The sequence below is a fragment of the Pseudomonadales bacterium genome (assembly GCA_024234435.1).
Lineage (GTDB): Bacteria > Pseudomonadota > Gammaproteobacteria > Pseudomonadales > Porticoccaceae > JACKOF01.
In genome coordinates, this window is the sequence record JACKOF010000001.1 from 1,580,472 (window position 1) to 1,604,347 (window position 23,876).

Annotated in this window: 23 protein-coding genes and 1 tRNA gene; 5 read left to right on the forward strand and 19 right to left on the reverse strand. The window is 49.1% G+C overall.

Translation table 11 applies throughout. The features are described 5' to 3' along the window. Nucleotides 1-83 precede the first annotated feature (83 nt). The 15 genes from H7A02_07370 to rnr form a co-directional block, all read right to left on the reverse strand. Nucleotides 84-689: a hypothetical protein gene (locus H7A02_07370; protein ID MCP5172065.1), complete on the reverse strand. Its 606-nt coding sequence runs from the start codon at nt 687-689 to the stop codon at nt 84-86. Between the two features lie 275 nt (nt 690-964). Continuing rightward, the gene (locus H7A02_07375; GenBank protein ID MCP5172066.1) at nt 965-2,290 is read right to left on the reverse strand and encodes a sigma 54-interacting transcriptional regulator; all 1,326 of its coding nucleotides are present in this window, start codon (nt 2,288-2,290) and stop codon (nt 965-967) included. A 1-nt stretch (nt 2,291) separates the two neighbouring features. Beyond that, complete coding sequence (locus H7A02_07380) at nt 2,292-2,879, reverse strand: hypothetical protein (GenBank protein MCP5172067.1); 588 nt, start codon at nt 2,877-2,879, stop codon at nt 2,292-2,294. Next, entirely contained in the window at nt 2,858-4,258 is a 1,401-nt protein-coding gene (locus H7A02_07385; GenBank protein ID MCP5172068.1) for a HAMP domain-containing histidine kinase, read from the reverse strand. The genes H7A02_07380 and H7A02_07385 overlap by 22 nt, the downstream gene beginning before the upstream one ends. 173 nt (nt 4,259-4,431) lie before the next feature. Then, nucleotides 4,432-4,812, reverse strand: coding sequence for an aspartate 1-decarboxylase (locus H7A02_07390; protein ID MCP5172069.1), 381 nt, complete (start codon nt 4,810-4,812; stop codon nt 4,432-4,434). Between the two features lie 52 nt (nt 4,813-4,864). Continuing rightward, the gene (locus H7A02_07395) at nt 4,865-5,731 is read right to left on the reverse strand and encodes a pantoate--beta-alanine ligase (protein MCP5172070.1); all 867 of its coding nucleotides are present in this window, start codon (nt 5,729-5,731) and stop codon (nt 4,865-4,867) included. 40 nt (nt 5,732-5,771) lie between these two features. After that, complete coding sequence (gene dnaB, locus H7A02_07400; GenBank protein ID MCP5172071.1) at nt 5,772-7,133, reverse strand: replicative DNA helicase; 1,362 nt, start codon at nt 7,131-7,133, stop codon at nt 5,772-5,774. 80 nt (nt 7,134-7,213) lie between these two features. Further along, nucleotides 7,214-7,735, reverse strand: coding sequence for a 50S ribosomal protein L9 (rplI, locus tag H7A02_07405; GenBank protein ID MCP5172072.1), 522 nt, complete (start codon nt 7,733-7,735; stop codon nt 7,214-7,216). A 34-nt stretch (nt 7,736-7,769) separates the two neighbouring features. Continuing rightward, nucleotides 7,770-8,633 (reverse strand): hypothetical protein, encoded by an 864-nt coding sequence (locus H7A02_07410; protein ID MCP5172073.1) that lies wholly within the window; start codon nt 8,631-8,633, stop codon nt 7,770-7,772. A gap of 87 nt (nt 8,634-8,720) precedes the next feature. Further along, complete coding sequence (rpsR, locus tag H7A02_07415) at nt 8,721-8,948, reverse strand: 30S ribosomal protein S18 (GenBank protein ID MCP5172074.1); 228 nt, start codon at nt 8,946-8,948, stop codon at nt 8,721-8,723. Continuing rightward, nucleotides 8,948-9,412 (reverse strand): 30S ribosomal protein S6, encoded by a 465-nt coding sequence (gene rpsF, locus H7A02_07420; protein ID MCP5172075.1) that lies wholly within the window; start codon nt 9,410-9,412, stop codon nt 8,948-8,950. The genes rpsR and rpsF overlap by 1 nt, the downstream gene beginning before the upstream one ends. Before the next feature lie 207 nt (nt 9,413-9,619). Continuing rightward, nucleotides 9,620-10,135, reverse strand: a complete 516-nt coding sequence (locus H7A02_07425; protein MCP5172076.1) for a prepilin-type N-terminal cleavage/methylation domain-containing protein — start codon at nt 10,133-10,135, stop codon at nt 9,620-9,622. Nucleotides 10,136-10,198: 63 nt separating this feature from the next. Then, the gene (locus H7A02_07430) at nt 10,199-10,810 is read right to left on the reverse strand and encodes a CDP-alcohol phosphatidyltransferase family protein (protein ID MCP5172077.1); all 612 of its coding nucleotides are present in this window, start codon (nt 10,808-10,810) and stop codon (nt 10,199-10,201) included. A gap of 57 nt (nt 10,811-10,867) precedes the next feature. Then, on the reverse strand, nt 10,868-11,614 hold the full coding sequence (rlmB, locus tag H7A02_07435) for a 23S rRNA (guanosine(2251)-2'-O)-methyltransferase RlmB (protein MCP5172078.1): 747 nt from the start codon (nt 11,612-11,614) through the stop codon (nt 10,868-10,870). 37 nt (nt 11,615-11,651) lie between these two features. Further along, nucleotides 11,652-14,168, reverse strand: coding sequence for a ribonuclease R (rnr, locus tag H7A02_07440; protein MCP5172079.1), 2,517 nt, complete (start codon nt 14,166-14,168; stop codon nt 11,652-11,654). A 106-nt stretch (nt 14,169-14,274) separates the two neighbouring features. On the opposite strand from rnr, the gene H7A02_07445 reads away from it, so the two are divergent. Next, nucleotides 14,275-14,361, forward strand: a tRNA-Leu gene (locus H7A02_07445). 375 nt (nt 14,362-14,736) lie between these two features. On the opposite strand, the gene H7A02_07450 is transcribed toward H7A02_07445, so the two are convergent. The 3 genes from H7A02_07450 to hflB all read right to left on the reverse strand — a co-directional run bounded on the left by H7A02_07450 (nt 14,737) and on the right by hflB (nt 18,054). Continuing rightward, a complete protein-coding gene (locus H7A02_07450) occupies nt 14,737-15,342 on the reverse strand; it encodes a DUF4386 domain-containing protein (GenBank protein ID MCP5172080.1) in 606 nt (201 codons plus the stop codon). A 143-nt stretch (nt 15,343-15,485) separates the two neighbouring features. Further along, nucleotides 15,486-15,842, reverse strand: a complete 357-nt coding sequence (locus H7A02_07455) for a VOC family protein (protein ID MCP5172081.1) — start codon at nt 15,840-15,842, stop codon at nt 15,486-15,488. Between the two features lie 340 nt (nt 15,843-16,182). Further along, nucleotides 16,183-18,054 carry an ATP-dependent zinc metalloprotease FtsH gene (gene hflB, locus H7A02_07460; GenBank protein ID MCP5172082.1) on the reverse strand — a complete coding sequence of 624 codons (1,872 nt, stop codon included), beginning with the start codon at nt 18,052-18,054 and terminating at the stop codon, nt 16,183-16,185. Nucleotides 18,055-18,456: 402 nt separating this feature from the next. Here hflB and H7A02_07465 point away from each other — a divergent pair, with 402 nt between their 5' ends. From H7A02_07465 to H7A02_07480, 4 genes are all read left to right on the forward strand, one after another. Continuing rightward, nucleotides 18,457-18,891: a host attachment protein gene (locus H7A02_07465; protein ID MCP5172083.1), complete on the forward strand. Its 435-nt coding sequence runs from the start codon at nt 18,457-18,459 to the stop codon at nt 18,889-18,891. Nucleotides 18,892-18,901: 10 nt separating this feature from the next. Beyond that, complete coding sequence (locus H7A02_07470) at nt 18,902-21,328, forward strand: AAA family ATPase (protein MCP5172084.1); 2,427 nt, start codon at nt 18,902-18,904, stop codon at nt 21,326-21,328. Further along, nucleotides 21,325-22,098, forward strand: a complete 774-nt coding sequence (locus H7A02_07475) for a hypothetical protein (protein MCP5172085.1) — start codon at nt 21,325-21,327, stop codon at nt 22,096-22,098. The genes H7A02_07470 and H7A02_07475 overlap by 4 nt, the downstream gene beginning before the upstream one ends. Nucleotides 22,099-22,339: 241 nt before the next feature. Further along, on the forward strand, nt 22,340-23,113 hold the full coding sequence (locus tag H7A02_07480) for a DUF2889 domain-containing protein (protein MCP5172086.1): 774 nt from the start codon (nt 22,340-22,342) through the stop codon (nt 23,111-23,113). On the opposite strand, the gene H7A02_07485 is transcribed toward H7A02_07480, so the two are convergent. Continuing rightward, a complete protein-coding gene (locus H7A02_07485) occupies nt 23,110-23,826 on the reverse strand; it encodes a sulfite exporter TauE/SafE family protein (GenBank protein ID MCP5172087.1) in 717 nt (238 codons plus the stop codon). The genes H7A02_07480 and H7A02_07485 overlap by 4 nt on opposite strands. Nucleotides 23,827-23,876 lie beyond the last annotated feature (50 nt).

The window sequence follows — 23,876 nt, forward strand, 5'->3', positions numbered from 1 at the left end:
ACGACCTTCAGCACGACAACAAACTCTCTTATGATCCCCCGTAACTCAGCAGGAATTAACCGAAATATCACCCGGAGAGGTTCTCAAGCAGCCAGCCGGTTTTGATAGTTAACAGCCAGCGGCGGTGCCTGGGTAACAACCTGCTCAGACAATGCCAAGGGTTGTAACCTCGCAGCAGACACAACATGCTCCAATTCTGCAAAGGTTCCTTTCGGTTGAAAAGATGTGCCGCTTAGGGTTTCAAACGGTACACCCCAGCGAGAATGAAACCGGCGGTAGTATCGGGCATTTTTTGAAGAGCTGACCATCAATGCGCAGTCATAACCCAACTCCCAGCTGGTATTAACAAGGTGACCACAAAAAAACTGCAGTAAATCATCACAACGTGCATCAGGCGCAACTGAAAGTCTCTCCCATAAACAAGGCTTCCCTGCCCTAAAGCTGACTTTTCCTATGGAACTGGTACAAGAGACAAGATCGATATCGGCCTGATTTGCCGCTACGATACGAGCACCACCGAGGCATCGACCTTTGCGGCTGGCGATTAAAATATGGCCTACCTTGTCTGAAGGCTCTTCGGAACCATCAAAATCCGGCAGATTCAATTCTTTGCGATAACAGTTTTCCCGCAACTGAAAATATTGTTCCAACAGTTCAGGGGCGCGCGTAATTTCGAATTTAATAGACATATATCTTTCGGTATCTCGCAGTATCTGGCTGATTGTTTATCGCGCTAACAGGCGTAGCGCTGTATTGCCAGGAACACTCAAGAATTATGCCAATTAAACTATTAACTGACAGATCAAAGAGTTAGAGAGAAGTCCGCGAAAGTCTTGCCGTAATCAGTCGGTAGCGGCCTGTTTTTGTCGTCATTTTGCGACACAACAATGCAAGATATTCTGTATTTTTATAAAAATCAGATAGTTATCGTGTCTCCATTTGGAGACACACAAATAATCCAAGGCTATTTAAACTGGCCCGGCTGGATCTTGTGCCGCTTCAGAAGTTTGTAAAAATCAGTTCTGTTGCGCTGGGCCAGCCGCGATGCTTCTGTCACCGAGCCGTTGGCAATTCGCAACAGTTTTAACAGATAGTCATGCTCAAACTGTTGTTTGGCCTGACTCAGTGTGGGTAAATAGGTTTTTTCTACATCCAGTGCTCGCTGAACCTGGTCAGCAGAAATCACCTGCGAGGTGGATAACGCAACCGTTTTCTGAACAACGTTTTCAAGCTGTCTTACATTACCTGGCCAAGGTGCCGTAATCAGCAACTCCATTGCTGCGGGTGAAAAGCTGTTAACTCTACCGAGCCCCACATCCGCTTTCTGCAAAAAGTGATGCGCCAACGGCGGGATATCTTCCACGCGCTCGGCAAGATCAGGCAAATGTAAATTAACCACATTTAGCCGGTAAAACAGATCTTCCCTGAAGTCGCCATCCACCATGGCCTGTTCAAGGGATCGATTGGTCGCTGCAATAATGCGCGCATTAACCGGTATATGCCGGGTGCTGCCCACTGGCCGAATTTGACGTTCCTGTAACGCCCGTAACAGTTTTACTTGCAGTGAAACAGGCATTTCAGCAACTTCGTCGAGGAATAATGTGCCGTTTTCTGCGGCAACAAACAGGCCGGGGTGATCTTTTATGGCACCTGTGAATGCACCTTTTACATGACCAAACAGTTCCGATTCGAGCAACTGCTCCGGCAGAGCACCACAGTTGATTGGTACAAATTCACCACTGCGGTTTTCACCAGCCCAATGAATTGCTTTTGCGAGAAGTTCCTTTCCAGTGCCACTGGCACCGGTAATCAGTACATTGACATCAATACCACTAATTTGCCGAACCTGAGTCAGCAGCTGCTCCATTGCTTCACTGCGACTTATAATGTGGGCACGCCAGGATTCATCACGCTGTACAGTGCCGCCGCTGTGTTGCAGTGCCGACCGCACAGTATTCAGTAATCGTACTTTGTCGACCGGTTTGGTGAGAAATTCGAAAACACCCCGCTGGGCTGCTGATACCGCTTCGGGAATGGTGCCCTGGGCAGAGAGTATGATCACCGGCAACCCGGGGAAATAGTGGCGAATCTGCTCAAACAATTCCATTCCATCCATTCCACCCATGCGCAAATCAGTAATCACCAGGTCGACAGCATGATTGCGCAATGCAGGTAATGCCTCTTCACCAGATTCCGCAGCAAGCACCGCAAAGCCTTCAGCCTCCAGACGAATAGACAGTAAACGCAACAGTCCTGGATCATCATCGACCAGAAGAATATGTCTTTTGATTTCACTCAATGGCGCCGTCTCCCGGACCCGTATCAGAAGACGAGCCTTGCCCAGCGTCACCTGTTGCGGGCTGCTGTTTGCGTTCACTAATTGCGGTTTCAAGTTTGGTCAACGCATCTATTTTCAGTTGCAGTGCTTCGCGCTCAAGTACTGTTGAAACGATTTCTTTCTGCAAGTTGCGGTGCCGTTCATGCCAGTTAATCTGCGACTGATTGTGTATCTGATAGATACGTGCCAGCTCGCGAAAGCCGGATTCCAGAGTATCGTCATCAGCAAGTTTTCGAAACGCATCTCTGGCCAGAATCCAGCCATCGATGCGATTCAGCTGCTGATTTAGCAGGCCGTACCGAAAGGTTGCCGATTGCGTTCCCGGCTTATCCAGACTCGCTAGCTGCTGCGCTGCCTGATGTTCATCGAGCACTGCCGCCTGTCGGCTCATTGTCAGCCACTCGTTAAAACTCAGCACGGAGGTTAATCTCAGTGGCTGACGGCTATCTGGCAGATTGTTCATTGGCAACAGGTCGCAACCAGACAGAACCGGAAACGACAGGAGCAAGACAACGGTTTTTACTGCTCTTGTAATGGACATATCAACCTGAAACAAACGGCCAGAGAGGCATGATCCACTAATTGCAGACTGCCGCCTTGGGCTTCAATACTTTCTTGAGCAACACTTAAGCCAATTCCCGACCCCTTGATTGGCCCCCTTCTGACAGAACTCCCCTGGTAAAATGGTTTAAACAGGTGCTCTCTCTCCTGTTCGGGAATAGCAGAACCTGAATTGGCAACCGACAAATCCAGCAGCCCCCTGTCAATACCACCCGTAATCTCTATTTCACCATTCTCAGGGGTGTAGTTAACCGCATTTGAAATGAGATTATCCAGCGCTACTTTCAGTTTCTGTTTGTCGACCATAATTTCTGAATCATCAAGCTGGGTCGTCATCCGCAGACCTTTACTTTCGATACTCATACGATAGTTCTGCAGCAGAGCGGAGGCCAGTTCGGTTATGATCACCGGCTCAGGGTTCAGCACCTGATCCGATAAATGCGTATAGTCCAACAAGTTTTCTATCAATCGCTGCAATTCAATTGAATTCCTCTGCACGATAGTCACCACTTCTTGCTGCTGCCGGGTTAAGCCGCCCAGAACTTCCTCAGCCAGCAAATCGGACCCCTCCCGCAAATTGGCCAGAGGCGTCTTTAACTCGTGAGACATATGCCGCAGAAACTGCAATTTCTGCTGGTCAATTTTATCCAGCCGACTGCGCAACCATTCCAGCTGCAAACCAACATCTCTTATTTCCTGCGGACCGGATACGGTAATGGCCTTACCCAAATCACCGTGCCCCAACCGTTCTATTTTCTCGACGATATTCTGAATTGGCCGATTAATCCAGTAACCAAAAAACAACATCAACGATAATGTTGCCAACACCATTAGCAACACCATTAGCAGCAGCGAATCTTTGATGCGATCCGACTCCTGAGCATGCGCCGTAATCCGGAAGTCCACCTCATCCTTTAACCACTCACTTGCGGCGAAGCGCGCATCAGCAACTTGCGAAAATTGTTCGATCAGGACATCAGGATTTTGCCGACCAGGTTCCAGAGAAACAAGTTGCTGACGAAGTTGTGCAAGAACAGAAGGCGATTTCTCTACCAGCAACTCCAGCTCATTCAGTTTGACAAGAATCATCTCACGTTCGCGTTGAAACAGATCCAGCAATTCATCATTTTTCAACGCCTGGTACTGCCTGCCCCGACGCTCAAGATCCAGCAAGTCCCGCTGCAAACCCTGCCCCTGCCTGTTAAGGCTGATCACTTTTGCTGTAACGGCACGGTTCTTTTCAGACAAGTCTCCCAGTGTCTGCACCGTGTGCATGATAGCCAACCCCAGAGGCGCCACCACGATCAGAAAACCGAGCAACAACAACTGGAGAACAGATTTCGGTTGCCAAAAGGACATGAAGAGACCCAAGCCGAACGAAAACAAAGGCAGCCTGATTTAACTCATATCAGCGCGACCCAGCAATTAAATCAGGTTGATAGCCTGCTTTCCCGCCCTGACATTTGATGAATGCAGAGCGGGAAACAAGCATCACAGCGTAACATACAGGCTCTGATACGTTTGAAAAGAGTCTATGCCGCTTGAACAGGAATGGTATTAGCCGTGCGCTCAACACTGTTATCTGCGTTCAGATAAACCAGTTTTGGATTATGGTTCGCCAGCTCCTCTTCCGAGTACTGGCCGTAGGCAGCAATAATAATTCGGTCACCCACCTGGCATTTGCGGGCTGCTGCACCGTTGACAGAAATAATCCCGGATCCCTCTTCGCCCCTGATGACATAGGTGGTAAAGCGTTCGCCATTATCGACATTGTAAATATCAATTTGTTCGAATTCGCGCAACCCGGCCAGGTCGATCAATTTTCCGTCGATGGCACAAGAGCCGTCATACCAGAGTTCTGCGTGGGTGACAGCCGCCATATGCAGCTTGCCTTTCAGCATATTACTCAGCATTGCTAATATCCTCTTTTCTATCGCCTCTATCGGTAACTGTTTGCATCGTCTATCAATGGCTCACGGGAGCACTTAGTGTTAACGACAGGTTATCAATCAGTCGGGCACCACTGGTATACATGGCCCCCAACACAGTAATCTCTAAATCATCCACAGCAGCCAGCTGCAAGGTTTTACTGCTGCATATGGAAAAATAATCGGTTTTAAATCCGGCTTTTTCAATCTGGGATTTTGCTTCCGCCTCGAGCACTGGATAATCTCTATTGCCCGCTTCTATCTGCTCGATGACCCAACAGAGGCTTTTGTACAGCTGATTGGCCCGGGGCCGTTCGGCGGCACTAAGATAGCCGTTGCGAGAACTCATCGCAAGCCCGTCGGGATCACGGTGAATAGGCGCAGAGGTAATGACAACGGGGATACAGAGATCTTCAACCATGCGTCGAACCACAGCCAGCTGCTGATAATCCTTGGTGCCAAAAACCGCTTCATCGGGCTGCACGATATTAAAGAGTTTGGTCACAACAGTTGTGACACCCTCAAAATGGCCCGGTCGAGTGGCACCACAGAGAACATCAGTCATGGCTGGAGAAATCACCCGGGTTTGTGTATCCAGACCATTGGGATACATCTCGTTATCGTCCGGATGAAAGAGGTAATCACAGCCTGCTTCTCGCAATCTGGCGCAATCGGCTTCAAACGTTCGCGGATACTTATCCCAGTCTTCATTAAGACCAAATTGCAAGCCATTAACAAAAATTGAGCAAACCACAACATCATTGGTTTGTCGCGCGAGTTTGATCAGCTCAATATGGGCATCGTGCAGATTACCCATGGTCGGAACAAAACCAACCCGCTTTCCCGCACGACGCTCCCGGTTAAGCTCTTCACGAAATCCGTCTATGCCGTGAAATATTTTCATAAGGATATTCTGCTGTTGGTGGATGACATGACTTCCCGAATCATTCTTCGGAGAAGTAATCTCTGGCCAGGTTTTCAAAACGTGTGTATTTACCGAGGAACGTCAAACGGCAAGTACCGATAGGGCCGTTTCTCTGCTTGCCAATAATAATCTCGGCAATACCCTTGTCCTGACTGTCTTCGTTGTAGACTTCATCCCTGTAGATAAACACAATCACATCAGCATCCTGCTCGATGGCACCGGATTCCCTCAAGTCAGAATTGACCGGGCGTTTGTTGGGGCGCTGTTCTACATTCCGGCTTAACTGTGACAAAGCAATAACCGGGCAGCTGTATTCCCGGGCAATGGTTTTCAGCTCTCTCGATATCTGGGAAATTTCTTGGGTGCGACCATCCGACGGGGTGCTGCCGCTCATCAACTGCAGGTAATCCACCATAATCAGCCCCGGAGTACCGTGCTCACGATAAAGCTGGCGAATTCTGTTGCGCATTTCCATGGGCGTTAACCCGGACGTATCATCAATGAACAGTGGCCGGTCTTTCAAACGCTGGGCAGCGTTCGACAACCTCGGCCAGTCATCCTCAGTTAAGTTGCCACTGCGCATACGGGTCTGGTCAATTTTCCCCAGCGACGACATCATGCGGATGATCAGCTGACTGGCAGGCATCTCCAGACTAAACACCAAAACCGGCTTTTCCTGCTTCAGTACCGCATGTTCAACCATGTTCATGGCAAAGGAGGTTTTACCCATAGAGGGACGACCGGCCACAATGACCAGGTCAGACTGCTGCCAGCCGGAAGTCATTTCATCAAGATCGGAAAACCCCGTGCTCAGGCCAGTGATATCCTCATCGCTGTTAAACAGCTGATCAATGCGATCAACCGCTTCTTTGAGCAGTGCATTGACATCTTTAAAACCGCCATGCTTGGGGCGGTTCTCCATAATATCAATGAGCTTCCTTTCTGCTTCTGCCAGTAAATCCCCGCTATCCTTGCCCAGCGGGTTATAACCGTTCCGGGCAATATCGCTGGCAGCAGTGATTAACTGGCGAACAATGGAACGTTCCAGAACAATCTGGGCATAAGCGGAGATGTTGGCAGAACTTGGCGTATTATCAGCCAGCTCTACCAGATAGTGTGCACCACCAACCCGGGTTAACTCGTTGGCACTTTGCAGTGTTTCGGAAAGGGTAATAACGTCAAGCGGCTTGTCCTCAGAAGACAGGCGCCGCATTGTTTTAAAGATAAGCTGATGATCCAGCCCAAAGAAATCGTCTTCGCTAATAACCGAAGCGACCGTGTCAAAAGAATCATTCGTCAGCATCAAGCCGCCAAGTACGGCCTGCTCCGCCTCCAGAGAATGAGGCAGTTGATGGCTTTCGCTGCTTCTTTCGTCAAGCATTTATTTTACCGCCGGTAACGGGCACCAAAAATAGAAATCAAATTCTACCTTTGGTGCATCATTTAGCGACTGACCGAGTGCTATTCGGCCTGCTCTTCCGATTCAGCCGACGCGTCTTGTGTGTCAACAACCTCAATAGGCGCTTCGGCATTCACGTCCGAAACGACCAGAATTTTCACAGCCTGGGTGACTTCAGAGTGAAGCTGAATATCGACTTCATACTCACCAAGATCATGAATCGGACCTTCCGGCAGCTTCACTTCACTCTTTTCAACTTCAACACCAGCCGCAGTAATCGCATCGGCAATATCGCGCACACCGACCGATCCAAACAGTTTGCCTTCTGCACCGGCATTGGCTTCGATCGTCAGCGCAGCTAACCCGGCCAGTTTTGCAGCGCGAGCCTCTGCTTGCCCCTTCTGTTCAGCAGCAGCAGCTTCCAGCTCGGCACGGCGAGCTTCAAATTCCACTACGTTTGCTGCGGTGGCAAATACTGCCTTGCCCTGAGGAATCAGGTAGTTGCGACCATAGCCAGACTTCACATTCACTTTATCGCCAATGTTGCCCAGTTTACCCACTTTTTCCAGCAGAATAATTTCCATCTCGGATATCCTCTGTTATCTAACTTGTTTGTCCCTAGCGACTGGAATTACCAGCCAGGCGAGGGCGAAAATTCATAAAGCTGTCGACAAAACCTATCACGACCAGCCCTAAGCTCAACGGGGCAATAGTAACCAGCCCCACATAAAAAATAACCAGCCAATGCCCACCCATTTTGCGGGTGGCAACGGTATAGTGCACCAGCGCAATGCCACTCAGCAGCAGCGGCAAACCAAACAGTTCTGCCCAGCTAAAATACTCGGCCGAACCAAACTGGCAGAACACCACCACTGCCAGCAATATCAGCGCTTCCTTACTGCCTAGTCGCAACTGATGGAACTCTGTTCGAAAACCACCCGGGTTATACAACAGCGCTTGCCACCAGCGGGCCAGAATCAGACCCAGTACCACATTCAGCGCCACGATATAGCCAATCAGCCCGACGATAAATGTTTCACCCGGCACAAAACCGACACTCTTCTGAGCCCCCTGACCACTTTGCATTTCTGCAAACACTTTTGCCAGGGATTGCTGAAGACTTGTCAGCTCGGCACCAAACAACACACTCAGCAGAATAGCCAACGTTCCGCTGCCCGCACTGACCACCATCAACGTATGGCGCCAGGAAATACTTGCTTTCAGCACTTCTGCTGCCACCACCACCATCACCACCCCGGTAATGGATGCCATCACAACCAAGGGGTTAAGATCACTGACATAAAACATTATCAGCGATGGCAGTAGTGCCCAGAGAGCGATCAGCAGGCTATCCTTCCAGCCTTTTCTCAGACCGACCAGAGCAACTGCTGCGGGGCTGATTAATGGCACCAGATTGCCGCAGAAAGCGACTAATGCTGCCTGCATGCGTCCGCGCATAATAAACTCTGCTATGGCACGCATACGCCCAATCAACCGTCCTTTAACTGTGGTCTTCGGTTTCTGACCAATCTAACAGGCGAACAATACCCGTTTGTCTGGTGCAGCCTGTTACTTGTGGCTATCCGTATAAGGTAGCAGAGCCAGGTAACGAGCACGTTTGATAGCCGTTGAAAGCTGGCGCTGGTATTTGGCTTTGGTACCGGTAATACGGCTTGGTACAATTTTTCCGGTCTCGGAAACATACTGCTTCAGCGTGTCCAGATCCTTGTAATCAATCTCGGTTACACCATCAGCGGTGAAACGGCAAAATTTGCGTCGACGATTAAAACGAGCCATCAGTTAGTCTCCTCTTTCGCAGTTTCTTCCTGTTCGTCCTGAACCTCGGCTTCATCTTCCTCTGAAGTTTCTTCAGCGGCGGCTTTGGTTTGCTCTGCCGCTGGCGCTGCGGATCTTTCAGGACGGCGTTCGCCCCGGTCGGACTTTTCCGCTTTCATGATCAGAGATTCTTCAGTGATCGCCTCGTCGCGCTGCAGAACCATGCTGCGAATCACAGCATCGTTATAACGGAATGTGGAATTCAATTCGTCGAGCACGTCCTGGCCGCACTCAACATTCATCAGCACGTAGTGTGCCTTGTGGATTTTGTTAATTGGATAGGCCAGCTGGCGGCGTCCCCAATCTTCAAGACGGTTTACCTTACCTTCACCAGCTTCAATAGCGGCGGTGTAACGCTCAACCATGCCCGGAACCTGCTCACTCTGGTCCGGGTGAACCATAAATACAATTTCGTAATGACGCATATCGTCTCCTTACGGGTTAAATAGCCACCCACCCAATGCGGTGTGGCAAGGAGTCCCCTGGTCGATGGATTTACCCCATGCAAACCAAGGCCGCGCATTCTACGGCTATGTACCGGCTATTTCAAGCAGCAATACAGCAAATAAAGTAACAAAACCGGCCCCTTACGAACCGAAGAGTCAGGCGCAACCAACAGCCAGCAGCGGTTTTTAACATCCGGTCACTACCGTACCAATCATGGGAGCATTACCATTTTCTGGATTATAAAAATAGGCAAAGCAGCCCTGGCTAATCCGGTAGCCTTCCGGCCACACAATCACTCCCCTGCCCCCGCTGGTGCCAGCCACTCCCGGTATTGTTGGCCGGTTACCAACACCACAAAGCTTGTAATCACTGCAAACCTGATTAAACCCCGTGTTTCTGTTCTGCATAGAGGCATCAATAATATAGCGAAAGGTGCGATTCCAGTGCCCCCTGGGGTACTGCGACCGCACATCCACACGCTGGCCATTATAGTTAACGGCACCATCATCAACTCCATCGATAATAGCGCGCGCTTTCACCAGGCTCGACGCCGAAGATAAGGTCCCGGCCACGCCGGATAGGGATGCTTCCAGCGCTGCACGACTCAGGTTCTGATACGTGGGTAACGCAACAGCAACCAGAATCGCCACCAGCAGCACAACAGCCATTAGCTCAATTAACGTAAAGCCACGTTGCTGCATGGCTGATGATCGTATCACCATCACATGATTTCCCCTTTCCCGGTTGCCCCTTTGATACACCCTTCAGCTTCCATTACTGCGCGCAATGGACAGAGCATGCCAGAGGCCATCAATATCCCCTTGCCAGCGTGGCAAAATACTGGTGATCATGACCTGCTCCAGCGCCACCCATAAATAAAAAAGCAGCACTATCCGGAAAAGCAGCACTTCGCCCCAGAGTGTGGCCACAAAATACCCTGGCACCAGTGAAACAGCCGCCAGTTTCGCAGCCCAGGTATGGTAACTGGGGAATTTTTGAAACCGGGCAAAACAAACCAACAGGGGAACCAGCCAGGAGCTGAACGCAATAACAAGGTAAGTTGATTCACTCTGGTAAATATCCGGCCATATCACATACAGCCCCAGCAGCATGACGGCATAGGTTGCCATATCCGCCCAACTGTCCATCTGCGTTCCGAGCTTGGTTACCTGGTCAAGGCGCCGGGCCAGAAAACCATCCAGAGCATCTGTGAACAAGGATAGGGCAAGTATCGTTAAAAACAACTCGGCTTTGTGCTCAAGCGCAAGGGAAGCCAGCAATGGCACCATACCCAGGCGCAAGGCGCTGATCAGGTTCGGCAGGTTTAATACCAGATTCTCCTTGGCAGCCTCATTATTTTTTTTAGTCACTTTCATGCAGAAAATTTTACCCTTAACCGCCTAATGCTGTCAGTCACTTAAAACCGATGCAGATCAAACGCGAGCTCTCTGCCTGACCGCTTCAAACAGACAGACACCGCTGGCAACTGACACATTCAGGCTGCTCACCGCACCGGCCATGGGCAACTTGACCAGAAGATCACAATTTTCACGGGTCAATCGGCGCAATCCCTTTTCTTCAGCGCCCATCACCAGCGCTAAAGGTCCTGAAAGGTCAGCTTCATAAATCAGCTGCTGCGCCTCTCCGGCAGTACCCACTACCCAGACACCCTGCTGTTGTAAAAATTTGAGCGTCCGGGCAAGGTTGGTCACCACCACCAAAGGCACCGATTCAGCGGCACCACAGGCCACTTTTTTCACTACCGGTGTAATACCTACGGAACGGTCTTTCGGCGCCACAACCACATCGACACCGGCCGCGTCACAGGAACGCAGACAGGCTCCCAAATTGTGAGGGTCTGTAACACCATCCAATACCAGGATAAGGGGCGGATGATCGAGTGAGACGAGCAAGTCGCTGAGAAAGTTTTCGTCCTGAACATCAGCTCCCTCACAAAGAGCGGCTACACCCTGATGCTGACCATCAGCAAGTGTATCCAAGTCAGATCTCAGCACCCAGCTTGTGGGTACGCCTTGTTGTTCAGCCATTGACTGAATCTTTTTAAAACGCTGGTCATCGCGTCCTTTCTGGAGCCGTAGCTCCTGGATTTTTCCGGCGCTGGTTTTCAGCATTGCCTGCACAGCATGCACACCAAACACCCATTGCAGAGATTGCTTCATACGGATACGTCTCGAGTTTCTGTGGTTATGACAACAATTAGCGCTTTGTTCGTCTGCTGGCAGAAGAAGAGACCTTACTTCGCCGTGCACCAGATTTTGACTTGCCAGACTTTTTCTTAACAGCCCTATTGCCAACGCTGTTGACACTTTTTTTATCAGTTTTTTTAGACTTGTCCGCTGTAGTAACCTGCTCTCGCCCGGGTTTAGCCTTTTTTCTCGATCGCTGCTTCTTCTCGTGCTCTTCCGCCATTTGCCGAGCCTTGGCGGAAACTTTTACACGTTTGCCCGTATCTTCTTTACGAGCACGCCTCTCCTGATCAGCCATATCCAGATCAATTTTTCGCTCGTCCAGATCCACCCTGCTGACCCTGACCCGCAACCGGTCACCAAGCCCGAATACTTTACGGGTCCGCTCACCCACCAATCGATGATGATCCGGTTCATGGTAGTAATAATCTTTCGGCAACCCGGTGATATGCACCAGCCCTTCAATGAAGATATCCGTCAGCTGAACAAACAGACCAAAGCCTGTCACAGCAGCAACCACACCGTCGAACTCCTCCCCTACTCGCGATTGCAGATACTCACATTTGAGCCAACTCTCGACCTCGCGGGTTGCCTCGTCGGCACGCCGCTCTGCCATTGAACACTGTTCTCCAGCTGCGGCCATCCACTCCAGAGAGTAAGGGTAAATCTGCTCCGGGTTCAGCAGTGTGGCGCCATCGGCCCGTTTCACCAGCCGGGTACGCATTTTACTGCGTATCACCCGCCGAATAGCGCGATGCACCAGTAAATCAGGGTAGCGGCGAATAGGCGATGTGAAGTGCGTATAGGCCGGATAATTCAGTCCGAAGTGCCCATTATTATCAGGCTGATACTCTGCCCGCATCATCGACCTGAGCAGCACTGTTTGAATAACCGTCGCATCCGGCCGGTCTGCAACATGGGCCAGTAACTTCTGAAAATCCTTTGGCGTAGGCTCATCACCACCTGGCAGCCCCAGACCCAATTCACCGAGGTATTCCCTCAGGCTGGCCAATCTGGTATCAACCGGAGGCTCATGCACACGATAAAGCCCCGGCAACTTACTGCGTTCCAGAAATTCGGCGGCACAGACATTGGCGCACAGCATACACTCTTCAATTAAACGATGGGCATCCGTGCGCTGTACCGGAATGATCTGATCAATTTTTCGGTTGGCATCAAACAATATGCGCGTTTCAATCGTCTCAAAATCAATCGCACCACGGCTTTCACGGCGCGCCAACAGCAACTGAAAGACGTCGTGAAGATGATCAATATGTTTCACAACTGCGTGAAACTGCTTGCGGACACCACTGTTTCTGTCACTTCGCTGGGCCAGCATTGCCGCTACCTGGGTGTACGTTAGCCGCGCATGAGAGTGCATAACACCCTCATAGAACTGAAACCGCACCACTTTGCCCTGTTTATCCAGATCCATCTCGCACACCATGCACAGACGGTCAATATGCGGGTTCAACGAGCACAAGCCATTGGACAGCTTCTCCGGCAACATCGGCACCACATGCTGAGGGAAATACACTGAGTTCCCCCGTTGCCAGGCCTCTTTATCCAGAGCACTGTCAACCTGAACATAGTGGGAAACATCAGCAATCGCGACAAACAGTTTCCAGCCTCCATTTCTACCGCGGGGCTCGCAATAAACAGCATCGTCAAAGTCGCGAGAATCTTCCCCATCTATCGTGACAAACGGCAAGTGGGTAACATCAATTCGGTGAGCCTTGTCCTTGTCCAGCACTTCATCGGCTATCTGGGCAGCTTCGAATTCAACCTGTTCCGGCCATTCATTGGGAATATTGTGGTTATGGATAGCGATATCGATTTCCATCCCCGGATCCAGATGTTCGCCCAGAACGTCTACAATTCTCCCGGCAGGCATGGCATTGCGGTCCGGCTGAACAATAATCTCAACCACCACGATCTGACCGCTACGAGCGCCACCAGTACCCTCTGCAGGAATCACAATATCCTGTACAATCCGAGGGTTTTCCGGACGCACAAAATGCACATTGCTCTCAATAAAATAGCGGCCAACCAATGTTTTTGTGCGGCGTTCAACCACTTCAACAATGGAGCCTTCCACCCGGCCACGGGAATCAACTCCGGCAACCCGAACCAGTACCTCATCACCATCCATCACCCGGCGCATCTGACGACTGGATAAATATAAATCTTCACCACCTTCAGCCGGAACCACAAAACCAAAACCCTGAGGATGGCCAATGACCCGCCCCTTAATCAAATTCATCCTGCTCAGGGTTCCGTATGCATTACGGCGGTTGCGAACCAGCTGACCATCGCGCTCCATTGCCACCAAACGGCGACGCAGGGCTTCTATGGCCTCGTCATCCTGCAAGCCAAGCTCACGATATAACTCTTTATGTGTTAACGGTCCGACACTGCCATCAATCAGCTGAATGAGGTATTCGCGACTGGGGATCGGGTTTTCATAGCGGGAAGCTTCACGCTCTGCATTGGGGTCTTTATTCAGGTGTTTTTTCTTCAAAGGAATCCTATAAAACAAGAGAGCAATTTATCATTGCTGTAATTGACATAAAGAGATTGTAACAGTAAAGTGCGCACCCTCAACGAAACAGACATATTTTTGCCTCACCTATGCCCAGGTGGTGAAATTGGTAGACACGCCAGCTTCAGGTGCTGGTCCTCGCAAGGGGGTGGAGGTTCAAGTCCTCTCCTGGGCACCACAACTTTCTTAACCTTCTCATTTTTCTAGCTATTCTGAAGAATGTTCCGTCACTGCGTCCTTACCGGACTATTTATTTTTTGCTTAATCAGCACTTAGGGCTGTATTTACTCTTCCAGACGCCAAGGTGGGTATTTTTGATACTCCCCCTTCCCCCCCTCATAGTACAAACCTAGCCTGTTGCCCCTATTAACCTGTTGTCGCCAGGATCAAGCAAAATGGCTTCTCGCCACAGACATGCCTTATCTTTCGGCATAAGGCCACATCTTCCATATAACTCAGTCGTTGATTGATCAGTGTGCAGACTGATTCGGTCAAATTAGTCTGCATGAGAAAACGTTCCCTGTTTTCACTTTATGAACGCCATCCTACCGGACTACGCCACTGTGGTTCGCGAAGGAATTAACAACCCTTTAATGATCAACCAAAGACCCAATATCACTTCAAACATTGCGCCGGGTAGCAGCAAGATAGCAGCCCAGTCTTCACTGCCTATCAACCCCATAACCATCCCTATGGCTAGCAAGGGATAACCGATTAGCCCCAGTCGGGCCAGTAGTGCGGGTACTGCACGGTTATCAAGAAGCCACTTGCACAGGCTAATACTGCCGATGCCCAAAATAATCATGCCCAACTGATACAGCGTTGTGTTCCAGGCTTCAGAGTCTGTAACGAAATGGCTGCCAAACACCCACATAAGCCCACCACTGCCAAGTAACACCCCTTCGGTAATTCGGGTCGCCAGATAGACATGGGCAGAAACCGGAGCACTATTCACCATTAGGCCACTGAATAAAACGCCTATTGTTATAACAACAACCGAATTTAACAGCAGTAAAGTTATCCCTAATAATGATTCACCACCGGATATCAGAGCACTGCCACCGCCATAACAAATAAAAGCCGAGAGAATCAATCCACCGATAACACGAGGCTGGTTCTTGAGTAGTTGCTTGGGTGGATGATCAGATATTTGTTTCATTTAACGACATTCCATTTCGTTGGCTTACGGTGAAAACGGCTGGTTGCCCAACAGCCTGCCCATTCAAGCCAGGCCTTCTCGGTTCTGCGGTTTAAATCGAACAGCCATCCATTGTCAGAGCAATATTGGGTTGTCTAATCAACTCAACGCTCTTCATGCTGCAGTATATTAATCAGTTTTCCAAACGGGTCGCGAACATAAAATCGTCTAACACCCCAAGGCTCGGACTGTGGCCCGTACTCAATAGCGATACCTGCCTTTTTAACTCGTAACAGGGCTACATCCAGATCATCCACCTCAATGGATAAATCCGGCACGGTTGTTCCTGAACCGCCTTCAGAAGCGACACTGATCTGCACCGTCATACGTTGATCCGATGTGTAGGTTCGAATCCAGCCATGATCCATCGCCAATTCAAGGCCAAGAATGTCGCGGTAAAATGAGTCGGCCCTAGACACGTCCGGCGATTGGATATTTGCAATGACTCGGTGTATTTTCATTTCTTTCCTTAAGGCTCTAAGGCAGGGCACCATAGACTGCTTCAAGTGACTGCCTGTTAAAATCCACCGATTTATTGTGCAGTATATCCGCCATCGATTGAATGCACACTGCCTGTAATAAAACTGGCAGCATCACTCAGGAGGAACGTTGGCCGGTAAAGCGGCTCAACTCTATTCAATACAGATAATGACTCTACTAATTAGCAAGGCTCACCGCCTGCGCCATTATGCTACTAATTCTTTTATTTCTATCGCGTTTTTTATCTCGCAAAGAGCTATTCGTTCTCCGCATAGGTGGGATGCCATAGGGTTCAGGGATACTCTTTGCCGCCTACCCGTATCACTTAGCCTCTGTATCCGGTGCTACCAGATTGCCCTCATCCTCCTCTTCAAACGGATCAACGGCAGGAAACTCTTCAGAGGTCAGCACTTCTTTAAGCAGCAATGCGGCGGCGGTTTCGTCCAGCAAGTGACGGTTCTTTTCAAGAACACGCGTAGCCTTATTAAAAGACTTTTTAATCAGCTCGCGTACGGCTTCATCTATCTGCCCGGCTGTCTTTTCGCTGTAGTTTCTTATGGCAGGCAGGTACCCTTCTGTTTGGGGCATAAACATCTGGCGCTCGGTATCGTATGTTACCTGTCCAAGCCCTTTATCCATGCCATACCGTGTGACCATTGTTCGCGCAATATTTGTTGCCTGGCCAAGGTCGTCAACGGCACCCGTAGATAGCTTTCCAAACACCAGTAGTTCCGCTGCTCTCCCACCCATCAACACTGCCATTTTGTTCAGTAACTCACCCTCGGTCATCAAATAGCGATCTTCCGTTGGCCGCTGAATATTATAGCCAAGCGCGCCGATACCTCTGGGGATAATCGATATCTTGTGCACTGTCTCGACACCGGGCAGGGCGAGCCTGACTAAGGCATGCCCCGTCTCATGAAACGCGACGACTTCCCTCTCATGAGGGTTAAGCAAGCGGTTTTTCTTTTCCAGCCCGGCGACAATACGTTCTATCGCACGGGTAAAGTCATCAAGCGTAACCAGATCACCGTTGCGCCGTGTCGCCAAAATTGCCGCTTCATTAACCAGATTTGCCAAATCAGCACCGCTGAACCCTGGGGTAAGCGCAGCAACTTCATCCAGCGAGGCTTGTGGATCAAGTTTGATCTTTTTGATATGCACTTTAAGGATATCAATTCGACCGAGTTTATCCGGCCGATCTACCAAAACCTGACGATCAAAACGGCCGGCGCGCAATAGTGCAGGGTCCAGAATTTCCGGTCGGTTCGTTGCTGACAACAATACAATTCCCTGCCGGGGGTCGAAACCGTCAAGCTCACTTAGCAGTTGGTTGAGCGTCTGCTCTTTTTCATCGTGTCCACCCGTCATGGGGCCGGCACCTCGCGCGCGGCCCAACGCGTCCAATTCGTCAATAAAAATGATGCAAGGCGCACTCTGTTGAGCCTGCTCGAACAAGTCGCGAACTCGCGCAGCACCTACACCAACAAACATTTCGACAAATTCGGAACCGCTGATTGAGAAGAAAGGAACACCAGCCTCGCCAGCTACAGCCCGGGCCAACAATGTTTTACCGGTACCAGGTGGGCCAACCAGCAGCACCCCTTTGGGAATGTGTGCACCGAGTCGCCCATAGCTTGCGGGGTTCTTAAGGAAGGCCACAATTTCCTGGAGTTCAACTTTTGCTTCATCAACACCGGCAACATCGTCGAAAGTGACTTGAGTGTCTTTCTCAACGTAGATTTTGGCCTTACTTTTGCCAACCGACATCATGCCGCCCATTCCCTGCCGCTCACCCAACTTGCGGATAAAATAGAGCCAGATGCCAACAAAAACTATGGCAGGCAATATCCAGGAAAGTACTTCTGCTACCCAGTTACTCTTGATGACACCTGAAAACTTCACATTGTGATTGGCAAGATCCTTGGCAAACTCAGGCTCAATGCGAACCGTATTAATATACTCGTGACCGTCGCTGGCGGGCTGTTTAAGCTTGCCACGAATGTGCGTTGCAGAAACACTGATTTCCGCAAGCTCACCGCCCTGTAATAACAACTGGAATTCGCTGTAAGGAACTGTTTCAACACGGCGGGATTCTGCCAACCAAAGTTGCGCCAGCAGTACCAGAAAAATGACGGATACCGCATACCAAAAATTGATATGCGTGCTTCTGTCCAAAGGCGTTAGCTTCATTAGTATTCCTTTAATTTAAGGTACTGCACTGAGCAGTAATACCAAAACAAGTCATGCATCCACGACCATCACAAGCCTTGACTTCAAAGGGGTTTGCCCGACCCCAGCATGAAATTTATTCTGTCACCAATCGTAGCCTGCAACAACGGACCTGTTCTATTAAGTTACAGGAAATAATGTTATCGAGATTGACAGACATCAATATACAGGCATCCAGGCAATGCCAAACCGACTCAAAAGAGCCACATCGCTATACCTCAATAAGTGAAGGTAACAAGCAATAGCAACCGGAGCCAATTGAAGAGGTTTTCATAGAAAATTTGATCTACATTAGTAAAAGAAGATCGTTACTGGCATATGTTATACGGGTGGTTTTGATATCCGGTGTCTTAAGGAGCAGCAATGGCTATTTGGGTGATTGTGGCAGATTCAAGCCGGGCGCGAATACTGTCAGCAGCAAGTGTAACCGCCCCTTTAATCGAGCTGGAGGATTTTGTTCACAATGAAAGCCGTTTACCAGCACAGGCACTCGTTACTGACAGAACGAGCCAGAGAAAAGATTTCGGGGGGCATGGAAGGCATACCATGGGCCATGAGAAAACCGCCAACATTCAAGAGGCCAAAGACTTTGCCCGTGAATTGTGCGCTGAAATCGATAGTAAAGCCCAAAAAGGGGATTTTCACAGACTCTACATCATTGCACCGCCTAAATTTCTCGGCACCTTGCGTTCGATTATAAGCAAGACTGCGTTAGAGCGGGTCGCCGGAGAAATCTCAAAAAATCTGGTGCGTCACAACATTGAAGATATTCGATCCCATTTACCCCAAAAACTGTGACCTCAATACAATGAAGACTATTAGCCCACTTCAGCCAGAATCACTTTACCATGCTTGCGACCTCTCCCTTCTGGACTTTGAAACGACTGCAGACCTGACACCACTGGATATCCCTCTGGGACAAAAACGCGCTCTGGAAGCGATTGAGTTCGGTGTGGATATTGAGCAGACCGGATTTAATCTGTTTGTGCTCGGAGCCACAGGACTAGGCAAACGAAAGTCGGTAGAACATGTATTGTCGCAGCGAGTGGTAGCAGAAAGGCCCCTGTCGGACTGGTGTTACGTCAATAATTTTGAAATGCCACAAAAGCCAAAAGTGCTCCAGGTACCCGCAGGAATTGGCCATAAACTGCGTAAGGATATGGAATCACTGGTAGAGGATTTATTGACGTCTCTGCCTTCCGTTTTTCAAAGTGAAGATTATCGAACGCGCAGACAGGAAATTGATGATGAGTTTCAGGAGCGTCAGGAGCAGGCTTTCAAAAAACTCAGTAGCGATGCGAACGAACGAGGTGTGGCCGTGTTGCGCACACCGGCGGGTTACACCATTGGCCCGATGATTAACGGCAAACTGGCAGGGGCTGAAGAGTTTGAAAAATTATCTGAAGATGAAAAAAAGCGAATAGAAAAACTGATCGCGGATAGCCAGCTGGAGCTACAGAGTATTATTCGCAATATACCTTTGCTGGAAAGAGAACATTACCAACGAGTGAAAGCCTTGAATCAGGAGGTCACCCATCACAATGTTGAACAGCTTATTGCCTGGATTGAGAATACCTATCGTGATCTACCCGAAGTCATAAGCTATCTCGCCGCAGTCAAGAAAAACGCCATTGAAAATGCTGAAGACTTCCTCTCCGGTAATGGTTCTTTCAAAGAAACAAACCTTGGCAGTCGCATTGCCGCATTCCATGAATATACGGTTAATGTCATCGTTGATAATAGAGAAACGAAAGGGCAACCAATTTTATTTGAGGACAATCCAACTTACCAAAACCTGATTGGGCGTGTGGAATATATTTCCCAGATGGGTGCATTACTAACTGATTTCACGCTGATCAAGTCTGGCTCCCTGCTTCGCGCCAATGGCGGGTATCTGGTGCTGGATGCCCAAAAAGTATTAACACATGCCTTTGCCTGGGAAGGACTGAAGCGGGCACTTAAGTCCCGCGAGGTCAAAATTGAATCGCTCGAAGAAATGTTAAGCCTGGCCAGCACACTATCTCTGGAACCTGAATCAATTCCTTTTAACGTAAAAGTGATTCTGACTGGCGAACCCTACCTCTACTACTTACTGAAGGCATACGATCCTGAATTTGGCGAACTATTTAAAGTCGCCGCCGACTTTTCACAGGATACCGCACGAGATACCGTCAACACTGAAGGTTATGCCCGCCTGGTTGCCGCTGTTCAGGGCAATAATGGTACCAGGCCCTTGAACAAGGGTGCTGTAGAACGCGTGATAGAAAATGCTTCCAGAGAGTCTGGCGACAGTCAAAAACTGTCACTGTCCATTGAAAATATTAGCGAGCTATTACATGAAGCAGACTACTGGGCAGGCAAAGAAAACAGCCAGATAATTCGTGTTCAAGATATAGAGGGTGCCATCGAGAAACGCCGTTACCGTCAGGATAAATACCGCGAGCAAATGCAGGAGCAAATTACGCGTGGTTTTAAACTGATTGACACGGAAGGCGAAAAAGTCGCCCAGGTAAACGGGCTCTCTGTTTTACAGGTTGGCGACTACGCTTTTGGCCAACCCTCGCGTATTACAGCAACCGCACGACTCGGTCAGGGTAACGTTATTGATATAGAAAGGGAGGTAAAACTTGGGGGCCACATCCATTCAAAAGGCGTCATGATTCTCTCCTCCTACCTCGCCAATCGCTATGCGATTAATCAGCCATTCCCGTTGTCGGCAACACTGGTATTTGAGCAATCTTATGGGATGGTAGATGGCGACAGCGCCACTGCAGCAGAGCTGTGTGTACTTCTATCCGCGCTGGGCGAGATTCCCTTGCAACAGCGCTACGCTGTAACCGGCTCGATGAACCAGCTGGGCGAGATACAGCCTATTGGTGGCGTAAATGAAAAGATAGAAGGCTTTTTCGATGTTTGCCAAACCCGCGGACTAAGTGGCGAACAGGGTGTTATTATTCCCGCAGCCAACCAGGTTAATCTCATGCTGCGCGCAGATGTTCGCAAAGCCGTAGCCGAAAAACGTTTTAGTATTTATACCGCAAAGCATGTTGATGATGTGATGGAAATATTGTCAGGCTATCCCCGCGGTGAGTTTGAATCAGGAGGTCAGTTTTCGGAGGGTAGTTTTAATCGCAAAATTCAGAATCGAATTGAAGCACTGCAACAATTAAAAGCACATTATGCGCACCAAATGAAAGATGATGCCGCAGATAGCGGTGAAAAGGTGAATCCATGAAACCAGCTAATCCGGAACCGGCTAACTCAGAGCATGACAAAGCACCGGTGCTGATTGTAGTTGACACAGAAAACTATTCGCCGGCAACCATACAATTAGCCGTTGAAATTGCCGCCTCCCTGCAGACCGGGTTGCGCGGATTATTTATTGAAAATGAAAATTTGTTGCGCGTTGCAGAACTGCCCTTCTCACGCGAAATAACCTCAACCTCCGGTGATCGCCCCCTTAATGTGGCGGTGATACAACGATCCATGCGCGCTATGGCAAACCAGTTCAAAGAGTACCTGGCACAAACGGCCCAGGCATCCCAGGTTCACTGGAGTTACCATTACATCTGCGGGTCTGTTGATAAAATCGGCGCAGACTATGGGCAGGATGCAATCTGCACGATTGTGGGAAAAACTGTTTTCCGCCAGTCAATATCAAGGCGATATCGACGTATTTTTAAAGTACTGATTATCGACAATGATTCGCTTCATTTAAACAACACGCTTCAGACGCTGTTGCGCAAATTTGAAGGAGAAGAAGTGGAGGTTATGCTGGTAAGTGAACAGAAATCGCCGAAAGTACCCACGGCCTCTCTATTGCAGGATGCCCGGCAAAAACTGGTGAGGTTTTCGGTTATAGAACTGGAAAAAAATCAATTGGCAGCGTTCCTGGCAGGAGCCGGAAATACATTTGATTACGCCATCGTATCTCGCCATGAGCCCACTGATAGCCTTCGCGCAATTCTGAACAATACACTCTGCCCTGTTATCACCGTTTCCTGATCCAAAAGCATTTCAGAGATTTCAAAAAACATCACAACCCGCTTCTGCACGCTTTATGTAGTCGATATAGTCCACCGCTTCTTAGTTACCCTTTATCACAGGGTTTCAATATCTACTAATGACTTAGACAAAACCGTTGTATAGTAGCGCCCTTAACTTTCTATCTGGACTGGAAACACTCGGGACAGAAAATCAATCTGAACACTACCTCGATGGTTCTACAGCAAACTGAAACTGACTGATGAATAACCTGTTACCTCTACCTATAAACCCGACTTTTGGCACCCGTATATCTCGTCGTAAAGTCAGCTTAAAAAGCGAGCCTGGCATGGTCACAGCCCAGTTTGCCGACATTTATCACGAGATGGCCTGTATTCTTCATCACGACGGCGAAAAGATAACCAGCCTTAAAGGAGAAATCATACGTTTTCCGACCAACCTGTGCCCCGGAGCCGAGAAGTTTATTCAAGAGCTGGAAGGAACCTCTATTAACACCGAATTTAAAGATTTATATGCAAACCAACGTGCAAAACGCCAATGTACGCATCTGTTTGATTTAGCCGCATTAGCCATTCGGCACAGCCATCGCTCAGACGAGCGTATTTATGAGGCTGTGGTACCCGATATGGATGGCATAGTTGACGTGTCGATATCCTGTAATGGCTCGTTAGTGCATCAATGGCAAATACTTAATCAACAAATGGTTTCATCCGATGAACTGAACGGCAAGCCGCTTATTCAGGGGTTTATCGGTTGGGCAAGTCGCTATTATAAAAATAGCGATGAACTTGAAGCCGCCATAATTTTATCGAGAACCATATTTATCGCTCGCGGCCGCAGATACGAAGTAAAGTCCGGGCATGGCGATACGCTGAACGAACATAAATCACTTCTCGGCTCGTGCTTTGCCTACCAGCCTGAACGTGTTAAAAGTGGTCGATATATCGGTGTCAATGAACGTAATTTCTCCGACGGAGTAGCGTTTCAGCCGATTACCATTAAGCCGAGTTTTTAATAGCTGATCAGCCCTTTGATCACCGAATATAAACCCGATATACCGGCAACGGCGAGAATAAACGGCCTCAATGACCTTTCTGCAAGCCACTTTCTTACTAATGGCGAGACAAAAAAACCGAGTGCTACACCCGGTAAACAGTGCAGAAACAAATCAACATGATGACGTTGAAAATGGCCAGCAACATATAATGCAACCAAAGCAAATGTGGTTGTTATTAAAAAAAATGCTGGCAAATTTGCCAATATCTTTTCATTGCTTGCAGACTGATACAAAAGCGCGATTGGCGGCCCCCCAACGGAAGTAAAAACCCCCATCACACCAGAGGCAAAACCGGCAATCAAACTGCTCGAACGATTGATGACCGGGTGATAACCGTTAAAACTGATCAGCACCGCAGTGAGAATCAACAGGCCGAAGATCAAGGAAAAGTCGGTTGATGAAATAAACAACATGACAATTACGGCTAACAATATACCTGACATATTCCCCACCACAGCCCAGCCAACTTCATTAATCCGCAAGGTTTTGTGGGCTTTGATCACCTGAAGAACACATAGAATAAACGAATTCATAATCATCGGAATGGGCACATACTCTGGGTTAATAAGAAACACCAGCGGTGCACAAATCAGCCCCAGACCATAACCGATAACACTTTGCACGCAAGCGCCCACGACCATTATCAGGTTAACCAGAATAATGTCTTCCAACAACGTGCTCCTTTTAGGCGTTCATTGCTTCAATGGGCTTTTGCTGCTTT

What these genes read in the sequence shown, in the direction of transcription:
- H7A02_07370 (MCP5172065.1), bottom strand. Translation starts at nt 689, where the DNA reads ATGTCTATTAAATTCGAAATTACGCGCGCCCCTGAACTGTTGGAACAA.
- H7A02_07380 (MCP5172067.1), bottom strand. Translation starts at nt 2,879, where the DNA reads ATGTCCATTACAAGAGCAGTAAAAACCGTTGTCTTGCTCCTGTCGTTT.
- H7A02_07385 (MCP5172068.1), bottom strand. Translation starts at nt 4,258, where the DNA reads ATGTCCTTTTGGCAACCGAAATCTGTTCTCCAGTTGTTGTTGCTCGGT.
- H7A02_07390 (MCP5172069.1), bottom strand. Translation starts at nt 4,812, where the DNA reads ATGCTGAGTAATATGCTGAAAGGCAAGCTGCATATGGCGGCTGTCACC.
- H7A02_07395 (MCP5172070.1), bottom strand. Translation starts at nt 5,731, where the DNA reads ATGAAAATATTTCACGGCATAGACGGATTTCGTGAAGAGCTTAACCGG.
- dnaB (MCP5172071.1), bottom strand. Translation starts at nt 7,133, where the DNA reads ATGCTTGACGAAAGAAGCAGCGAAAGCCATCAACTGCCTCATTCTCTG.
- rplI (MCP5172072.1), bottom strand. Translation starts at nt 7,735, where the DNA reads ATGGAAATTATTCTGCTGGAAAAAGTGGGTAAACTGGGCAACATTGGC.
- H7A02_07410 (MCP5172073.1), bottom strand. Translation starts at nt 8,633, where the DNA reads ATGCGTGCCATAGCAGAGTTTATTATGCGCGGACGCATGCAGGCAGCA.
- rpsR (MCP5172074.1), bottom strand. Translation starts at nt 8,948, where the DNA reads ATGGCTCGTTTTAATCGTCGACGCAAATTTTGCCGTTTCACCGCTGAT.
- rpsF (MCP5172075.1), bottom strand. Translation starts at nt 9,412, where the DNA reads ATGCGTCATTACGAAATTGTATTTATGGTTCACCCGGACCAGAGTGAG.
- H7A02_07425 (MCP5172076.1), bottom strand. Translation starts at nt 10,135, where the DNA reads ATGCAGCAACGTGGCTTTACGTTAATTGAGCTAATGGCTGTTGTGCTG.
- H7A02_07430 (MCP5172077.1), bottom strand. Translation starts at nt 10,810, where the DNA reads ATGAAAGTGACTAAAAAAAATAATGAGGCTGCCAAGGAGAATCTGGTA.
- rlmB (MCP5172078.1), bottom strand. Translation starts at nt 11,614, where the DNA reads ATGAAGCAATCTCTGCAATGGGTGTTTGGTGTGCATGCTGTGCAGGCA.
- H7A02_07450 (MCP5172080.1), bottom strand. Translation starts at nt 15,342, where the DNA reads ATGAAACAAATATCTGATCATCCACCCAAGCAACTACTCAAGAACCAG.
- H7A02_07455 (MCP5172081.1), bottom strand. Translation starts at nt 15,842, where the DNA reads ATGAAAATACACCGAGTCATTGCAAATATCCAATCGCCGGACGTGTCT.
- hflB (MCP5172082.1), bottom strand. Translation starts at nt 18,054, where the DNA reads ATGAAGCTAACGCCTTTGGACAGAAGCACGCATATCAATTTTTGGTAT.
- H7A02_07465 (MCP5172083.1), top strand. Translation starts at nt 18,457, where the DNA reads ATGGCTATTTGGGTGATTGTGGCAGATTCAAGCCGGGCGCGAATACTG.
- H7A02_07470 (MCP5172084.1), top strand. Translation starts at nt 18,902, where the DNA reads ATGAAGACTATTAGCCCACTTCAGCCAGAATCACTTTACCATGCTTGC.
- H7A02_07475 (MCP5172085.1), top strand. Translation starts at nt 21,325, where the DNA reads ATGAAACCAGCTAATCCGGAACCGGCTAACTCAGAGCATGACAAAGCA.
- H7A02_07480 (MCP5172086.1), top strand. Translation starts at nt 22,340, where the DNA reads ATGAATAACCTGTTACCTCTACCTATAAACCCGACTTTTGGCACCCGT.